The sequence below is a fragment of the Streptomyces sp. NPDC050625 genome (assembly GCF_040654755.1).
In the GTDB taxonomy this organism is placed as follows: domain Bacteria; phylum Actinomycetota; class Actinomycetes; order Streptomycetales; family Streptomycetaceae; genus Streptomyces.
Genome location: NZ_JBFAIQ010000006.1, coordinates 367,433 through 383,645 on the forward strand (window position 1 = coordinate 367,433; position 16,213 = coordinate 383,645).

The window sequence follows — 16,213 nt, forward strand, 5'->3', positions numbered from 1 at the left end:
GTGCATACCGTCAGACAGCAGCTCTTCGGTCGATGAGTGGCGATGTCCCGATATCCGAGGTTCCCATGACGTCAAGGGCAGTTGACGCCCGCCGGGCCGCCGTGCTCGGTTCGCCCATCGCCCACTCGCTCTCCCCGGTGCTGCACCGGGCCGCGTACGACGCTTTGGGCCTGACCGGGTGGTCGTACGACCGCTTCGAGGTCGACGAGGCCGGGCTGCCCGGTTTCCTGGAGGGGCTGGGCCCTGAGTGGGCGGGGCTGTCGCTGACCATGCCGCTGAAGCGGGCGGTCATCCCGCTGGTCGACGAGGTCAGTGAGACGGCCGCCTCCGTCGACGCGGTCAACACGGTCGTCTTCACCGAGGACGGCCGGCGCCTGGGGGACAACACCGATATCCCGGGCATCGTGGCCGCCCTTCGTGAGCACGGCATCGAGCAGGTCGACTCGGCGGCCATCCTCGGCGCGGGCGCCACCGCCTCCTCCGCCCTGGCCGCCCTGGCCCGCATCTGCACCGGCGAGGTCGTCGCATACGTCCGCAGCGAGACCCGGGCCGCCGAGATGCGGCAGTGGGGCGAGCGGCTCGACGTCGAGGTCCGTACGGCCGACTGGGACGACGCGGCACAGGCGCTGCACGCGCCCCTCGTGATCGCCACCACCCCCGCCGGCGCCACCGACGCGCTGGCCAGCGCCGTACCCGAGCGGCCCACCACCCTCTTCGACGTGCTCTACAACCCCTGGCCCACCGACCTCGCCGCCCGCTGGTCCATGTTCGGCGGGGCCGTCGTCAGCGGCCTCGACCTGCTGGTGCACCAGGCCGTGCTCCAGGTCGAGCGGATGACCGGCCGCGCGCCGGCCCCGCTGGACGCCATGCGCCGGGCCGGGGAGAAGGCGCTCGCCGAGCGCTGACTTCCCGTTTCCTTCCCGACGCGCGTCCGCTTGCTGGACCGGCGGCCGGACCGCGCCTCGGACGTGGGAGGATCGGAGGTGGCGGACCGGGGCCGCGCACCCGGTCGAGCCGTCGCCGTACGCGAGGTCGCGCGTACGCAGGGCAGTAACCAGGGCGCGAGCACTGAGGAGCATCGTTGAGCAGGCTGCGTTGGCTGACCGCGGGGGAGTCCCACGGTCCCGCACTTGTCGCGACGCTGGAGGGCCTTCCCGCCGGCGTGCCGATCACCACCGAGATGGTCGCCGACCACCTCGCGCGGCGGCGGCTCGGCTATGGGCGCGGTGCGCGGATGAAGTTCGAGCGCGACGAGGTCACCTTCCTCGGCGGCGTCCGCCACGGCCTCACCCTCGGCTCCCCGGTCGCGATCATGGTCGGCAACAGTGAGTGGCCCAAGTGGGAGCAGGTCATGGCGGCCGACCCGGTGGACCCGGAGGTCCTCGCCGGGCTCGCCCGCAACGCCCCGCTGACCCGTCCGCGTCCCGGTCACGCTGACCTCGCCGGCATGCAGAAGTACGGCTTCGACGATGCCCGGCCGATCCTGGAGCGTGCCTCGGCGCGTGAGACGGCGGCCCGTGTGGCACTCGGCGCGGTCGCCCGGTCGTATCTGAAGGAGACGGCGGGCGTCGAGATCGTCTCGCACGTCGTGGAGCTGTGCTCCGTGAAGGCTCCGCAGGGTGTGTACCCGACACCGGCCGACGTCGAGAAGCTGGACGCCGACCCGCTGCGCTGCCTGGACGCGGACGCGTCGAAGGCGATGGTCGCGGAGGTCGATCAGGCCCACAAGGACGGCGACACGCTCGGCGGCGTGGTCGAGGTGCTCGCGTACGGCGTTCCGGTGGGCCTCGGTTCGCATGTGCACTGGGACCGCAAGCTGGACGCCCGGCTGGCCGGTGCCCTGATGGGCATTCAGGCGATCAAGGGCGTCGAGCTCGGCGACGGCTTCGAGCTGGCCCGGGTCCCGGGTTCGAAGGCGCACGACGAGATCGTCAACACGCCCGAAGGCATCCGCCGTGTCTCCGGCCGCTCCGGCGGCACCGAGGGCGGGCTGACCACCGGTGAGCTGCTACGGGTGCGGGCCGCGATGAAGCCGATCGCGACCGTGCCGCGGGCGCTGCAGACCGTGGATGTGTCGACCGGCGAAGCCACCCAGGCCCACCACCAGCGCTCCGACGTCTCCGCCGTGCCGGCCGCCGGCATCGTCGCCGAGGCGATGGTCGCCCTGGTCCTCGCGGACGCGGTGGCGGAGAAGTTCGGCGGTGACTCGGTCACCGAGACCCGCCGCAACGTCCAGTCGTACCTCGACAACCTGGCGATCCGGTGAGCGCCTTGCCCGCGGTCGTGCTCGTCGGCCCGATGGGTGTCGGCAAGTCCACGGTCGGGCAGCTGCTCGCCGAGCGGCTGGGCGTCGGCTACCGGGACACCGACGAGGACATCGTGGCCGCCGAGGGCCGGACCATCGCCGACATCTTCGTGGAGGACGGCGAGCCCGCCTTCCGCGCGATCGAGAAGCGGGCGGTGCACACCGCGCTCGCCGAGCACAACGGCGTCCTCGCGCTCGGCGGCGGCGCCATCCTCGACGAGGACACCCGCGCGCTGCTCGCCGGGAACCGCGTGGTCTACCTCTCGATGGACGTCGAGGAGGCCGTCAGGCGCACCGGTCTGAACGTGGCCCGGCCGCTGCTCGCGGTCAACCCGCGCAAGCAGTGGCGCGAGCTGATGGAGGCGCGGCGGCACCTGTACGAGGGGGTCGCCACGGCGGTCGTGTCCACGGACGGCCGTACGCCCGAAGAGGTCACCCAAGCAGCGCTGGACGCACTGGAGTTGAAACAAGCATGAGCGAGGCAGTGACGCGGATCCAGGTCGGCGGCACGGCGGGCACCGAGCCGTACGAGGTCCTGGTGGGCCGTCAACTCCTGGGTGACCTGGCCGGGTTGATCGGTGACCGGGTCAAGCGGGTCGCGGTGATCCACCCCGAGGCCCTCGCGGAGACGGGCGACGCCCTGCGGGCCGACCTGGCCGGACAGGGCTACGAGGCCGTCGCCATCCAGGTGCCCAACGCCGAGGAGGCCAAGACCGCCGAGGTCGCCGCCTACTGCTGGAAGGCGCTCGGCCAGTCCGGCTTCACCCGCAGCGACGTCATCGTCGGCGTGGGCGGCGGCGCGACCACCGACCTCGCCGGATTCGTGGCCGCGACCTGGCTGCGCGGGGTCCGCTGGATCGCGGTCCCGACGACCGTGCTGGCCATGGTCGACGCGGCCGTCGGCGGCAAGACCGGCATCAACACGGCCGAGGGCAAGAACCTAGTCGGTGCCTTCCACCCGCCCACGGGCGTGCTGTGCGACCTGGCCGCGCTGGAGTCGCTGTCCGTCAACGACTACGTCTCCGGGCTCGCCGAGATCATCAAGGCCGGTTTCATCGCCGACCCGGTGATCCTGGAGCTCATCGAGTCCGACCCCGAGGCGGCGCGCACCCCGGCGGGCCCGCACACGGCCGAGCTGATCGAGCGGTCGATCCGGGTCAAGGCGGAGGTCGTCTCCTCCGACCTGAAGGAGTCGGGCCTGCGCGAGATCCTCAACTACGGTCACACGCTCGGCCACGCGATCGAGAAGAACGAGCGCTACAAGTGGCGGCACGGCGCCGCGGTCGCGGTCGGTATGCACTTCGCCGCCGAACTCGGCCGTCTCGCGGGCCGGTTGGACGACGCGACGGCCGACCGCCACCGCACGGTCCTGGAGGCCGTCGGGCTGCCGCTGCACTACCGCCACGACCAGTGGCCCAAGCTGCTGGAGACGATGAAGGTCGACAAGAAGTCCCGCGGCGACCTGCTGCGCTTCATCGTTCTCGACGGTCTCGCCAAGCCGACCGTCCTGGAGGGGCCCGACCCGGCCGTACTTCTCGCCGCGTACGGAGAAGTGGGCCAGTAAGTCCCCCGACGTTCCTTCTGCCCGAATCGCCTTCGCAGGCGGGCACTTTGCACCGCCCCCGGTCGTTTCACCAAACGACGGCCGGGGGCGGTACCGTTCGGACGGGGGCCGCTCCCACGCCCTTTAGGCTGTGGGGGAGAGCGGGTCCACGCCCGCTGCCAGCACCAATTGCCCGCGGCGAGTGGTGGACCGAGCAAGAAGAACGAGACGGAGTGGCACCGGATGCAGCACGCAGTGGGATCTCCGCTGCCGCAGCCCCCTCAGCCGGGGCAGGGACCGGCCGCCGGCTGGTCGCCGGCCGCACACCACCCGGGTCCGCACCACCCGGGAGCCCACCAGGGTCCCGCACCCGTGCCTCCACCGCCACCGGCGCCGGGCTTCACCGGCGCCGGAATCCCGTCCGGACCGATGCCGCCCGCACCCCCGCAGCCTCCGGTCCCGCAGCACGCTCCCGCTCCCTCGACACCCGACACCACCGGCCATGTGCCACTGCCGCCCGGCGGCCCCGTCGCCATGCCCAGCGCGCCGCCCGCCGCGGTCGCGCCCGACCCGACGGCCACGACGCTGGCCGTGCTGCTGATCGGCCCGGCGGGCGCGGGCAAGACGAGCGTGGCCAAGTACTGGGCGGACCACCGCCGGGTCCCCACCGCCCACATCAGCCTCGACGACGTGCGCGAATGGGTCCGCTCGGGCTTCGCCGACCCCCAGTCCGGCTGGAACGACCACTCCGAGGCGCAGTACCGCCTGGCCCGCCGCACCTGTGGCTTCGCCGCCCGGAACTTCCTGGCCAACGGCATCTCGTGCATCCTCGACGACGCGGTCTTCCCGGACCGCCCGGTCGTCGGCCTCGGCGGCTGGAAGCGCCATGTGGGCCCCGGCCTGCTCCCCGTCGTCCTGCTGCCCGGCCTGGACATCGTCCTGGAGCGCAATGCCGAGCGCACCGGCAACCGCCGCCTCACCGACGAGGAGGTCGCCCGCATCCACGGCCGCATGGCCGGCTGGTACGGCTCGGGCCTCCCGATCATCGACAACTCCCAGCTCGACGTCCCGGCCACGGCACGGGTCCTGGACGACGTCCTGGCCAGGGCGATGGCCAGCCCCCCGAACTGGTAGCCAGGGGGCGCCGCCGCACCCGGCACTTCGCGGCCGAACCCACCCCGTCCCCCGACCGCACCCTCCCAACCGGCACAATCCGCCCACCGCTCCTACGCTCGTGTCATGTCAGAGGTGTACGCGGCCCGCCGAGCAAGGCTCAAAGAACGCTGCAACGCCGGCGGCAGCCCCGCCGCGCTGGTGTCATGCCCCGCCAACGTGCGGTACCTCGCGGGCGCGTCCCCGCATGGCGCCGTGCTGCTGCTCGGCAGACGCGAGGATCTCCTGGTGTGCGCCGACCCGCCCGACGACCGCCCCTGCGAAGGGCGGCCGGACGAGAACCTGAGGGTGCACATCCTGTCCGGCAGGGGAGGCGACCCGGCGGTCGCGGCGGCCGGGCTCGCCACGGCCCAGGACGCCGACTCCATGGCCGTCGAGGAACACCACCTCACGGTCAGCCGCCACCGGGCGCTCGCCGCGACCGCCCCCGAGCTGCGCCTCGCCGACCTCGGCGGAGCCGTCGAGCAGCTCAGGGTCGTCAAGGACGAGGAGGAGATCTCCTGCCTGCGGATCGGCGCGGAGATCGCCGACCAGGCGCTGGGCGAACTCCTGGAGTCCATCCTGGTCGGCCGCACCGAACGGCACCTCGCCCTGGAACTGGAGCGGCGGCTCGTCGACCACGGCGCCGACGGCCCCGGCTTCCCCACCTCCGTGGCCACCGGGCCGAACTCCGGCCGCCGCGGCCACCGCCCCACCGACCGGCGCGTCGAGGAGGGCGACTTCCTCTCCGTCTGTCTGGGCGCCACCTATCGCGGCTATCGCTGCGAGATCGGCCGTACCTTCGTCATCGGTACGTCCCCGGCCGACTGGCAGATCGAGTTGTACGACCTTGTCTTCGCCGCTCAGCGGGCAGGCCGGGAGGCCCTGGCACCGGGTGCGGCCTACCGTGACGTGGACCGGGCCGCACGGCAGATACTGGATTCGGCAGGGTACGGAGAAGGCCTGCAGCCGCTCACGGGACATGGGGTAGGACTCGAAATCGACGAGGACCCGCAGTTGGCTCCCGCAGCCATGGGTAAACTGGACGCTTGCGTGCCGGTCACCGTCGAACCGGGGGTCCACCTCCCGGGCCGGGGCGGTGTCCGGATCGATGACACGCTCGTCGTACGCCCCGAGGCGGACGGCGGACCCGAGCTACTCACCATCACGACCAAGGAGCTGCTCGCCCTCTAGGCAGGTGCGTGCCCCGGGGTCGTCCACGTCAGTCCAGGAGATTCCGCAACCGTGGCTTCCACGAACGACCTCAAGAACGGCCTGGTGCTCAAGCTCGAAGGCGGCCAGCTCTGGTCCGTCGTCGAGTTCCAGCACGTCAAGCCCGGCAAGGGCCCCGCTTTCGTGCGCACCAAGCTCAAGAACGTGCTGTCCGGCAAGGTGGTCGACAAGACCTTCAACGCCGGCGTCAAGGTCGAGACGGCCACTGTCGACAAGCGCGACATGCAGTTCTCGTACATGGACGGCGAGTACTTCGTCTTCATGGACATGGACACGTACGACCAGCTGCACATCGACCGGAAGACCGTCGGCGACGCCGCGAACTTCCTGATCGAGGGCTTCACGGCCGTCGTCGCCCAGCACGAAGGCGAGGTGCTCTTCGTCGAGCTCCCGGCCGCCGTCGAGCTGACCATCCAGGAGACCGAGCCGGGCGTCCAGGGCGACCGCTCCACCGGTGGCACCAAGCCCGCCACCCTGGAGACCGGTCACCAGATCCAGGTCCCGCTCTTCATCACCACCGGTGAGAAGATCAAGGTCGACACCCGTACGAGCGACTACCTCGGCCGGGTGAACAGCTAACCGTGGCTGCCCGTAACACGGCCCGCAAGCGCGCCTTCCAGATCCTCTTCGAGGGCGATCAGCGCGGGGCCGATGTCCTGACGGTTCTCGCGGACTGGATCCGGCTCTCCCGGACCGACGACCGGCAGCCGCCGGTGAGCGAGTACACGATGCAGCTGGTCGAGGGCTACGCGAAGCACGTGCGGCGCATCGACGAGCTGATCGCGCAGTACGCGGTCGGCTGGACGCTCGACCGCATGCCGGTCGTCGACCGCAACATCCTGCGGCTGGGTGCGTACGAGCTGATCTGGGTCGACGAGACCCCGGACGCCGTCGTCCTCGACGAGATGGTGCAGCTGGCGAAGGAGTTCTCCACGGACGAGTCGCCCTCGTTCGTCAACGGCCTGCTCGGGCGGCTGAAGGAGCTCAAGCCCTCGCTGCGCCGGGACGAGGCGTAAGCCGGAACGAGGCCCAAGAGGCATCGAAGGCCTCAGCGGTGCAGACGTCACAGGGCCCGCAGCGCGACTGCTGCGGGCCCTCTGGCGTATTCGTACGTGTGAGCCCTGTGAGGCCCGCAGAAAGCCGCCGGGGTGGCCGGAACCGTGAAGTTCCGGCCACCCCGGCGGCACGTTTCTGCTCAAGTGCTGAGCGGACTCAGCTCTCCTCGTGGGTGGCCACGGCACGGCGCGCGTCCGCGTCCAGGACACCCCAGCTGATCAGCTGCTCGGTCAGGACCGAGGGCGACTGGTCGTAGATGACGGCGAGTGTGCGGAGGTCGTCCTGCCGGATCGACAGCACCTTGCCGTTGTAGTCGCCGCGCTGGGACTGGATCGTCGCCGCGTACCGCTGCAGGGGGCCGGCCTTCTCGGCCGGGACCGTGGCGAGCCGCTCCAGGTCCAGGACCAGCTTCGGCGGCGGCTCGGCCGCGCCGCCCGGGGTGGTGCCCGGAAGCAGCTCCTGCACCGGCACACCATAGAAATCGGCCAGTTCCGCAAGGCGCTGCACGGTTACGGCGCGGTCGCCGCGCTCGTACGAACCGACCACGACCGCCTTCCAGCGTCCCTGGGACTTCTCCTCGACACCGTGGAGGGAAAGGCCCTGCTGGGTGCGGATGGCCCGGAGCTTGGCCCCGAGCTGTTTGGCGTATTCGCTGGACATATGGCTCCCCGGACACTGTGTCGACGCGGCCGGCTGTGGTTCCGAGCCGCGCGGCTGGTAACTCACTGTGAGGTTACGCAGCGTGACACCCGCGCGTCAAGCCGAATGGTCCACACCGACTCTTCCGTGGTAGCGGTGGCCCATTACGCCATGGGGGTGATCAGGGGCGTCGCCGCGACCTGCTACCGTGGATGGCGCAAATCCGACGTCCTTTAAGGTCCGTCCCGTGAGGCGGAGAAGGAGGTCCGTTTCGTATGGACAAGCAGGACATTCAAGCGTCCGATGCACGGCCCGTTCTCGAAGGGCCCGACATCGCACGGGTGTTGACCCGTATCGCCCACGAGATCGTCGAGCGCGCCAAGGGCGCCGACGACGTGGTGCTCCTCGGCATTCCGACCCGGGGCGTCTTCCTCGCCCAGCGGCTCGCCGCCAAGCTCGAAGAGGTCACCGACCGCAAGATCCCGGTCGGCTCCCTCGACATCACCATGTACCGCGACGACCTGCGCATGCACCCGCCGCGTGCGCTGGCCCGCACCGACATCCCCGGTGACGGCATCGACGGCAGGCTGGTCGTCCTCGTCGACGACGTGCTCTTCTCCGGCCGCACGATCCGCGCCGCCCTCGACGCCCTGAACGACATCGGGCGCCCCCGGGCGGTCCAGCTCGCGGTCCTCGTCGACCGCGGCCACCGCGAACTGCCCATCCGCGCCGACTACGTCGGCAAGAACCTCCCCACGTCGCTGCGGGAGACGGTCAAGGTCCAGCTCGCCGAGGAGGACGGTCGCGACACCGTGCTGCTCGGTGCGAAGCCGGCCGCCCCGGGCGAGCAGCAGTAGCGCAGCTGCGTACGGCACCCGCCGTGCGCCCCGCACCCGCGCCTCCGCCTGCCCGGAATCTCCCAAAACCTGAACTGCCTTACGGAGCCTGACAGATGCAGCGTCATCTCATCTCGGCCGCCGACCTCACCCGCGACGACGCCGTCCTGATCCTCGACACCGCCGAGGAGATGGCCCGGGTCGCCGACCGGCCGATCAAAAAGCTGCCGACCCTGCGCGGCCGCACGATCGTCAACCTCTTCTTCGAGGACTCCACGCGGACCCGGATCTCCTTCGAAGCCGCGGAGAAGCGTCTGTCCGCGGACGTCATCAACTTCTCCGCCAAGGGGTCCAGCGTCTCCAAGGGCGAGTCCCTCAAGGACACCGCCCAGACCCTGGAGGCGATGGGCGTCGACGCCGTCGTCATCCGGCACGGCGCCTCCGGAGCCCCCTACCGGCTGGCCAACTCCGGCTGGATCGACGCGGCGGTCATCAACGCCGGCGACGGCACCCACCAGCACCCCACCCAGGCCCTGCTCGACGCCTTCACCATGCGCCGCCGGCTGATCGGCCGGGACTCCGGGCTCGGCCAGGACCTCGCCGGCAAGCGCATCACCATCGTCGGGGACGTGCTGCACAGCCGCGTCGCCCGCTCCAACGTCGACCTGCTGCACACCCTCGGCGCCGAGGTCACCCTGGTCGCCCCGCCCACGCTGGTGCCGGTCGGCGTCGGGAACTGGCCCTGCGAGGTGTCGTACGACCTCGACAGCACCCTGCCGAAGTCCGACGCCGTGATGATGCTCCGCGTGCAGCGCGAGCGTATGAACGCCGCCTTCTTCCCGACCGAGCGCGAGTACTCGCGGCGCTACGGCCTCGACGGCGACCGCATGGCCAAGATGCCCGAGCACGCCATCGTGATGCACCCCGGCCCGATGGTCCGCGGCATGGAGATCACCGCCGAGGTCGCCGACTCCGAGCGCTGCACCGTCGTCGAGCAGGTGGCCAACGGAGTCTCCATCCGGATGGCCGTTCTGTATCTGCTGCTGGGCGGCAACGAACCCGCCGTCACCCACGCCCGCACCCTTGAGGAGAAGTAGGACCGATGAGCAAGCTGGGCAAGATCCTGATCCGTGGTGCGAAGGTGCTCGGCGGCGAGCCGCAGGACGTGCTGATCGACGGCGAGACGATCGCCGAGGTCGGCGTCGGACTGAGCGCCGACGGCGCGGAGGTGATCGAGGCCGCCGGCAAGGTGCTGCTGCCGGGCCTGGTCGACCTGCACACCCATCTGCGCGAGCCGGGCCGCGAGGACTCCGAGACCGTGCTGACCGGCACGCGCGCCGCCGCCAGCGGCGGTTACACGGCCGTGTTCGCCATGGCCAACACCTTCCCGGTCGCCGACACCGCCGGTGTCGTCGAGCAGGTCTACCGGCTCGGCCAGGAGCACGGCTACTGCGATGTGCAGCCCATCGGCGCCGTCACCGTCGGCCTGGAGGGCAAGAAGCTCGCCGAACTGGGCGCGATGCACGAGTCGGCGGCGGGCGTGACCGTCTTCTCCGACGACGGCAAGTGCGTCGACGACGCCGTGATCATGCGCCGCGCACTGGAGTACGTGAAGGCCTTCGGCGGCGTCGTCGCCCAGCACGCGCAGGAGCCGCGGCTGACCGAGGGCGCCCAGATGAACGAGGGCGTCGTCTCCGCCGAACTCGGCCTTGGCGGCTGGCCGGCCGTCGCCGAGGAGTCGGTCATCGCCCGCGACGTCCTGCTCGCCGAGCACGTCGGCTCCCGCGTCCACATCTGCCATCTGTCGACCGCCGGGTCCGTCGAGATCGTCCGCTGGGCCAAGTCCCGCGGCATCGACGTCACCGCCGAGGTGACCCCGCACCACCTCCTCCTGACGGAAGAGATGGTGCGCAGCTACAACCCGGTGTACAAGGTCAACCCGCCGCTGCGCACCGAGCGCGACGTCATGGCCCTGCGCGAGGCGCTCGCCGACGGCACGATCGACATCGTCGCCACCGACCACGCCCCGCACCCGCACGAGGACAAGGACTGCGAGTGGGCCGCGGCCGCCATGGGCATGGTGGGCCTGGAGACCGCGCTGTCGGTGGTCCAGGAGACCATGGTCGACACGGGCCTGCTGGACTGGGCCGGCGTCGCCGACCGCATGTCCGTCAAGCCCGCGCGGATCGGACGGGCCGAGGGCCACGGCCGTCCCGTCTCGGCAGGCGAGCCCGCCAACCTCACGCTCGTCGACACCGCATACCGTGGCCAGGTGGACCCCGCGGGCTTCGCCTCGCGCAGCCGCAACACCCCGTACGAGGGACGTGAGCTGCCGGGACGTGTCACCCACACGTGGCTGCGGGGCAAGGCGACGCTCGTCGACGGGAAGCTCACGTGACACCTGTAATCCTGCTGGCCGCCGACCTGGCCGAGAAGAAGTCGGCCGAGGTCACCGACTGGGCCGCCCGGGCCGGCTGGCTCGTCGGACTCGTCCTGTTCGTCGCGCTCGTCTACTGGCTGATGCGCGAGGGCTGGAAGTGGCGGGGCACCCTCCAGGGTGACGTCCCGGAGCTGCCCAGCGCGCCGGACGACCTCGGCCCGGCCAGACTGAGCATGAGCGGCCGCTACCACGGCTCCACCACCGCCGGGCAGTGGCTGGACCGCATCGTGGCCCACGGCCTGGGCACCCGCAGCCGGGCCGAGCTCACCCTGACGGACGCGGGCCTCGACGTCGTACGCCCCGGAGCGGCCGACTTCTTCGTCCCCGCCGCCGCGCTGCGCGAGGCCCGGCTCGACAAGGGCATCGCGGGCAAGGTCCTCACCGAGGGCGGCCTGCTCGTGGTCACCTGGGCTCACGGGGACCGGCTGATCGACTCCGGCTTCCGCTCCGACCGCGCGGCCGAGCACAACGAGTGGGTCGACGCCATCAACTCCATGATCAAGACCAACAGCACGGAAGGCGCCGAACGATGACGACCTCCATCAAGGGAGCCGCCTCACAGAGGCACAAGGCAGCTCCCGCCGTACTCGTCCTGGAGGACGGCCGGATCTTCCGCGGCCGCGCCTACGGGGCCGCGGGGGTGACCTTCGGCGAAGCCGTGTTCTCCACCGGCATGACCGGCTACCAGGAGACCCTCACCGACCCGTCGTACCACCGCCAGGTCGTCGTGATGACCGCCCCGCACGTCGGCAACACCGGCGTCAACGACGAGGACCCCGAGTCCAAGCGGATCTGGGTCGCCGGTTACGTCGTGCGCGACCCCGCGCGCGTGCCCTCCAACTGGCGCGCCAAGCGCTCGCTGGACGAGGAACTGCGCCACCAGGGCATCGTCGGCATCAGCTGCATCGACACCCGCGCGCTCACCCGCCATCTGCGCGAGCGCGGCGCCATGCGCGTCGGCATCTTCTCCGGAAACGCGCTGCCCGACGAGGGCACGATGCTGGCCGAGGTGCGCCAGGCCCCCGAGATGGAGGGCGCCGACCTCTCCGCCGAGGTCGCCACCAAGGAGACGTACGTCGTCCCCGCGATCGGGGAGAAGAAGTACACCGTCGCCGCCGTCGACCTCGGCATCAAGGGCATGACCCCGCACCGCATGGCCGAGCGCGGCATCGAGGTGCACGTGCTGCCCGCCACGGCGACCGCCGAGGACGTCTACGCCGTCAACCCCGACGGTGTGTTCTTCTCCAACGGCCCCGGCGACCCGGCAACCGCCGACCACGCGGTCTCCGTCATGCGGGCGGTCCTGGAGCGCGGCACCCCGCTCTTCGGCATCTGCTTCGGCAACCAGATCCTCGGCCGCGCGCTCGGCTTCGGCACCTACAAGCTGAAGTACGGCCACCGGGGCATCAACCAGCCGGTGCAGGACCGCACGACCGGCAAGGTCGAGGTCACCGCGCACAACCACGGCTTCGCCGTGGACGCCCCGCTCGACCAGGTCTCCGACACCCCCTTCGGCCGCGTCGAGGTCTCCCACGTCTGCCTCAACGACAACGTGGTGGAGGGCCTCCGGCTCCTCGACAAGCCGGCCTTCAGCGTCCAGTACCACCCCGAAGCGGCCGCCGGTCCGCACGACGCCGCCTACCTGTTCGACCGCTTCACGTCTTTGATGGACACAGTCCTGATGGAGGGCCAGCGTGCCTAAGCGCACCGATATCCAGTCCGTCCTGGTCATCGGCTCCGGCCCGATCGTCATCGGCCAGGCCGCCGAGTTCGACTACTCCGGCACCCAGGCGTGCCGCGTCCTGCGCGCCGAGGGCCTGCGCGTCGTCCTCGTGAACTCCAACCCGGCGACGATCATGACCGACCCGGAGATCGCCGACGCCACCTATGTCGAGCCGATCACCCCGGACTTCGTCGAGAAGATCATCGCCAAGGAGCGGCCGGACGCGCTGCTGCCCACTCTGGGCGGCCAGACGGCCCTCAACACCGCCATCTCGCTGCACGAGAACGGCGTCCTGGACAAGTACGGCGTCGAACTGATCGGCGCCAACGTCGAGGCCATCCACAAGGGCGAGGACCGCGACCAGTTCAAGCTGGTCGTCGAGGCGGTCCGGCAGAAGACCGGCCACGGCGAGTCCGCCCGCTCGGTCATCTGCCACTCCATGGAGGACGTCCTCGCGGGCGTCGAGCAGCTCGGCGGCTACCCGGTCGTCGTCCGCCCGTCCTTCACGATGGGCGGCGCCGGCTCCGGCTTCGCCCACGACGAGGACGAGCTGCGCCGCATCGCGGGCCAGGGCCTGACCCTCTCACCGACCACCGAGGTGCTCCTGGAGGAGTCCATCCTCGGCTGGAAGGAGTACGAGCTGGAGCTGATGCGCGACAAGCACGACAACGTCGTGGTCGTCTGCTCCATCGAGAACTTCGACCCCATGGGCGTGCACACCGGTGACTCGATCACCGTCGCCCCGGCGATGACGCTCACCGACCGCGAGTACCAGATCCTGCGGGACATCGGCATCGCCGTCATCCGCGAGGTAGGCGTCGACACCGGCGGCTGCAACATCCAGTTCGCGGTGAACCCCGAGGACGGCCGGGTCATCGTCATCGAGATGAACCCGCGCGTGTCGCGCTCCTCGGCCCTCGCGTCCAAGGCGACCGGCTTCCCGATCGCCAAGATCGCGGCCAAGCTCGCCGTCGGCTACACCCTCGACGAGATCCCGAACGACATCACGCGGGAGACCCCGGCCTCCTTCGAGCCGACCCTCGACTACGTCGTCGTGAAGGCCCCGCGGTTCGCCTTCGAGAAGTTCCCGCAGGCCGACTCCACCCTCACCACCACCATGAAGTCGGTCGGCGAGGCCATGGCCATCGGCCGCAACTTCACCGAGGCCTTCCAGAAGGCGCTGCGCTCGCTGGAGAAGAAGGGCAGCCAGTTCACCTTCGTCGGCGAGGCGGGCGAGAAGGACGAACTGCTGCGCGAGGCCGTACGGCCCACCGACGGCCGGATCAACACGGTCATGCAGGCCATCCGCGCGGGCGCCACCCAGGAGGAGGTGTTCGAGGCCACGAAGATCGACCCGTGGTTCGTCGACCAGCTTTTCCTCATCAAGGAGATCGCCGACGAGCTGGCCGAGGCCGCCGAGCTCACCCCGGAGCTGCTGGCCGAGGCCAAGCGGCACGGCTTCTCCGACCAGCAGATCGGCGAGATCCGCGGGCTGCGCGAGGACGTCGTGCGCGAGGTCCGCCACGCGCTCGGGATCCGGCCCGTCTACAAGACGGTGGACACCTGCGCCGCCGAGTTCGCGGCGCGGACGCCGTACTTCTACTCCTCCTACGACGAGGAGACCGAGGTCGCGCCGCGCGAGAAGCCCGCGGTCATCATCCTCGGCTCCGGTCCGAACCGGATCGGGCAGGGCATCGAGTTCGACTACTCGTGCGTCCACGCCTCCTTCGCGCTCAGCGACGCCGGGTACGAGACCGTGATGGTCAACTGCAACCCGGAGACCGTCTCCACGGACTACGACACCTCCGACCGCCTGTACTTCGAGCCGCTGACCCTCGAGGACGTGCTGGAGATCGTCCACGCGGAGCGTCAGGCCGGTCCGGTCGCCGGTGTGGTGGTCCAGCTGGGCGGCCAGACGCCGCTGGGTCTGTCGCAGGCGCTCAAGGACAACGGCGTGCCGATCGTGGGCACGTCCCCCGAGGCCATCCACGCGGCGGAGGACCGGGGTGCCTTCGGGCGGGTGCTGGCCGAGGCGGGCCTCCCGGCCCCCAAGCACGGCACCGCCACGACCTTCGCCGAGGCCAAGGCCATCGCCGACGAGATCGGCTACCCGGTGCTCGTCCGCCCGTCGTACGTCCTCGGCGGACGCGGCATGGAGATCGTGTACGACGAGACCCGGCTGTCCTCCTACATCGCGGAGTCGACGGAGATCAGCCCCTCGCGCCCGGTGCTGGTCGACCGGTTCCTCGACGACGCGATCGAGATCGACGTCGACGCCCTCTACGACGGCCACGAGCTCTACCTCGGCGGCGTCATGGAGCACATCGAGGAGGCCGGCATCCACTCCGGCGACTCGGCCTGTGCGCTGCCCCCGATCACGCTGGGCGGCTTCGACATCAAGCGGCTGCGCGCCTCGACCGAGGCCATCGCCGAGGGCGTGGGCGTGCGGGGCCTGATCAACATCCAGTTCGCGATGGCGGGCGACATCCTCTACGTCCTGGAGGCCAACCCGCGCGCGTCCCGAACCGTCCCCTTCACCTCGAAGGCGACCGCGGTCCCGCTGGCCAAGGCCGCCGCCCGGATCTCCCTGGGCGCGACCATCGCCGAGCTGCGCGCCGAGGGGCTGCTGCCGGCCACCGGCGACGGCGGCGAGCTGCCGTTCGACGCGCCGATCTCCGTCAAGGAGGCGGTCATGCCGTGGTCGCGGTTCCGTGACATCCACGGCCGCGGCGTGGACACCGTCCTCGGCCCGGAGATGCGCTCCACCGGCGAGGTCATGGGCATCGACTCCGTCTTCGGCACCGCCTACGCCAAGTCCCAGGCGGGTGCCTACGGCCCGCTGCCGACGAAGGGCCGGGCTTTCATCTCGGTCGCCAACCGGGACAAGCGCTCGATGATCTTCCCGGCCCGTGAACTGGTCGCGCACGGCTTCGAGCTGCTGGCCACGTCCGGCACGGCCGAGGTCCTCAAGCGCAACGGCATCCACGCCACCATCGTGCGCAAGCAGTCGGAGGGCGTCGGACCGAACGGTGAGCGGACGATCGTCCAGCTCATCCACGACGGCGAGGTCGACCTGATCGTCAACACCCCGTACGGCACCGGCGGCCGCCTCGACGGCTACGAGATCCGTACGGCGGCCGTGGCGCGGTCCGTGCCCTGCCTGACGACGGTGCAGGCGCTCGCCGCCGCGGTCCAGGGCATCGACGCCCTCAACCACGGCGACGTGGGCGTGCGTTCGCTCCAGGAACACGCGGAACACCTGACCGCGGCCCGCGACTAGCAGCCC

General features: G+C 70.8%; 15 protein-coding genes. 14 read left to right on the top strand and 1 reads right to left on the bottom strand.

What is annotated here, in order from left to right:
* Positions 1-65: 65 nt before the first annotated feature.
* The 8 genes from AB0I54_RS17385 (at position 66) to nusB (ending at position 7,249) form a co-directional block, all read left to right on the top strand.
* A complete protein-coding gene (locus tag AB0I54_RS17385) occupies positions 66-905 on the top strand; it encodes a shikimate dehydrogenase (RefSeq protein ID WP_363296836.1) in 840 nt (279 codons plus the stop codon).
* A gap of 176 nt (positions 906-1,081) precedes the next feature.
* Positions 1,082-2,266, top strand: coding sequence for a chorismate synthase (aroC, locus tag AB0I54_RS17390; protein ID WP_363296837.1), 1,185 nt, complete (start codon positions 1,082-1,084; stop codon positions 2,264-2,266).
* Between the two features lie 32 nt (positions 2,267-2,298).
* Positions 2,299-2,781, top strand: coding sequence for a shikimate kinase (locus AB0I54_RS17395; protein WP_363296952.1), 483 nt, complete (start codon positions 2,299-2,301; stop codon positions 2,779-2,781).
* A complete protein-coding gene (gene aroB, locus AB0I54_RS17400) occupies positions 2,778-3,869 on the top strand; it encodes a 3-dehydroquinate synthase (protein ID WP_363296838.1) in 1,092 nt (363 codons plus the stop codon). Before AB0I54_RS17395 ends, aroB begins: the two co-directional genes overlap by 4 nt.
* A gap of 222 nt (positions 3,870-4,091) precedes the next feature.
* Positions 4,092-4,982 carry a Pro-rich N-terminal domain-containing protein gene (locus AB0I54_RS17405; RefSeq protein WP_363296839.1) on the top strand — a complete coding sequence of 297 codons (891 nt, stop codon included), beginning with the start codon at positions 4,092-4,094 and terminating at the stop codon, positions 4,980-4,982.
* A gap of 105 nt (positions 4,983-5,087) precedes the next feature.
* Positions 5,088-6,194 carry an aminopeptidase P family protein gene (locus tag AB0I54_RS17410; protein ID WP_363296840.1) on the top strand — a complete coding sequence of 369 codons (1,107 nt, stop codon included), beginning with the start codon at positions 5,088-5,090 and terminating at the stop codon, positions 6,192-6,194.
* 51 nt (positions 6,195-6,245) lie between these two features.
* A complete protein-coding gene (gene efp / locus AB0I54_RS17415; RefSeq protein ID WP_046726575.1) occupies positions 6,246-6,812 on the top strand; it encodes an elongation factor P in 567 nt (188 codons plus the stop codon).
* Between the two features lie 2 nt (positions 6,813-6,814).
* On the top strand, positions 6,815-7,249 hold the full coding sequence (gene nusB / locus AB0I54_RS17420; protein ID WP_363296841.1) for a transcription antitermination factor NusB: 435 nt from the start codon (positions 6,815-6,817) through the stop codon (positions 7,247-7,249).
* A gap of 196 nt (positions 7,250-7,445) precedes the next feature.
* Here the strand turns inward: nusB and bldD are convergent, their stop codons facing one another.
* The gene (bldD, locus tag AB0I54_RS17425) at positions 7,446-7,949 is read right to left on the bottom strand and encodes a transcriptional regulator BldD (protein WP_086170636.1); all 504 of its coding nucleotides are present in this window, start codon (positions 7,947-7,949) and stop codon (positions 7,446-7,448) included.
* Between the two features lie 254 nt (positions 7,950-8,203).
* Between bldD and pyrR the strand changes: the two genes are divergently transcribed.
* The 6 genes from pyrR (at position 8,204) to carB (ending at position 16,207) form a co-directional block, all read left to right on the top strand.
* Positions 8,204-8,785, top strand: coding sequence for a bifunctional pyr operon transcriptional regulator/uracil phosphoribosyltransferase PyrR (gene pyrR / locus AB0I54_RS17430; protein ID WP_363296842.1), 582 nt, complete (start codon positions 8,204-8,206; stop codon positions 8,783-8,785).
* Positions 8,786-8,880: 95 nt separating this feature from the next.
* On the top strand, positions 8,881-9,861 hold the full coding sequence (locus AB0I54_RS17435) for an aspartate carbamoyltransferase catalytic subunit (protein ID WP_363296843.1): 981 nt from the start codon (positions 8,881-8,883) through the stop codon (positions 9,859-9,861).
* 14 nt (positions 9,862-9,875) lie between these two features.
* Complete coding sequence (locus tag AB0I54_RS17440; RefSeq protein WP_363296953.1) at positions 9,876-11,162, top strand: dihydroorotase; 1,287 nt, start codon at positions 9,876-9,878, stop codon at positions 11,160-11,162.
* Complete coding sequence (locus AB0I54_RS17445) at positions 11,159-11,737, top strand: hypothetical protein (RefSeq protein ID WP_363296844.1); 579 nt, start codon at positions 11,159-11,161, stop codon at positions 11,735-11,737. The genes AB0I54_RS17440 and AB0I54_RS17445 overlap by 4 nt, the downstream gene beginning before the upstream one ends.
* The gene (gene carA / locus AB0I54_RS17450) at positions 11,734-12,906 is read left to right on the top strand and encodes a glutamine-hydrolyzing carbamoyl-phosphate synthase small subunit (protein ID WP_363296845.1); all 1,173 of its coding nucleotides are present in this window, start codon (positions 11,734-11,736) and stop codon (positions 12,904-12,906) included. The genes AB0I54_RS17445 and carA overlap by 4 nt, the downstream gene beginning before the upstream one ends.
* Complete coding sequence (gene carB, locus AB0I54_RS17455) at positions 12,899-16,207, top strand: carbamoyl-phosphate synthase large subunit (protein WP_363296846.1); 3,309 nt, start codon at positions 12,899-12,901, stop codon at positions 16,205-16,207. Before carA ends, carB begins: the two co-directional genes overlap by 8 nt.
* Positions 16,208-16,213: the final 6 nt, after the last annotated feature.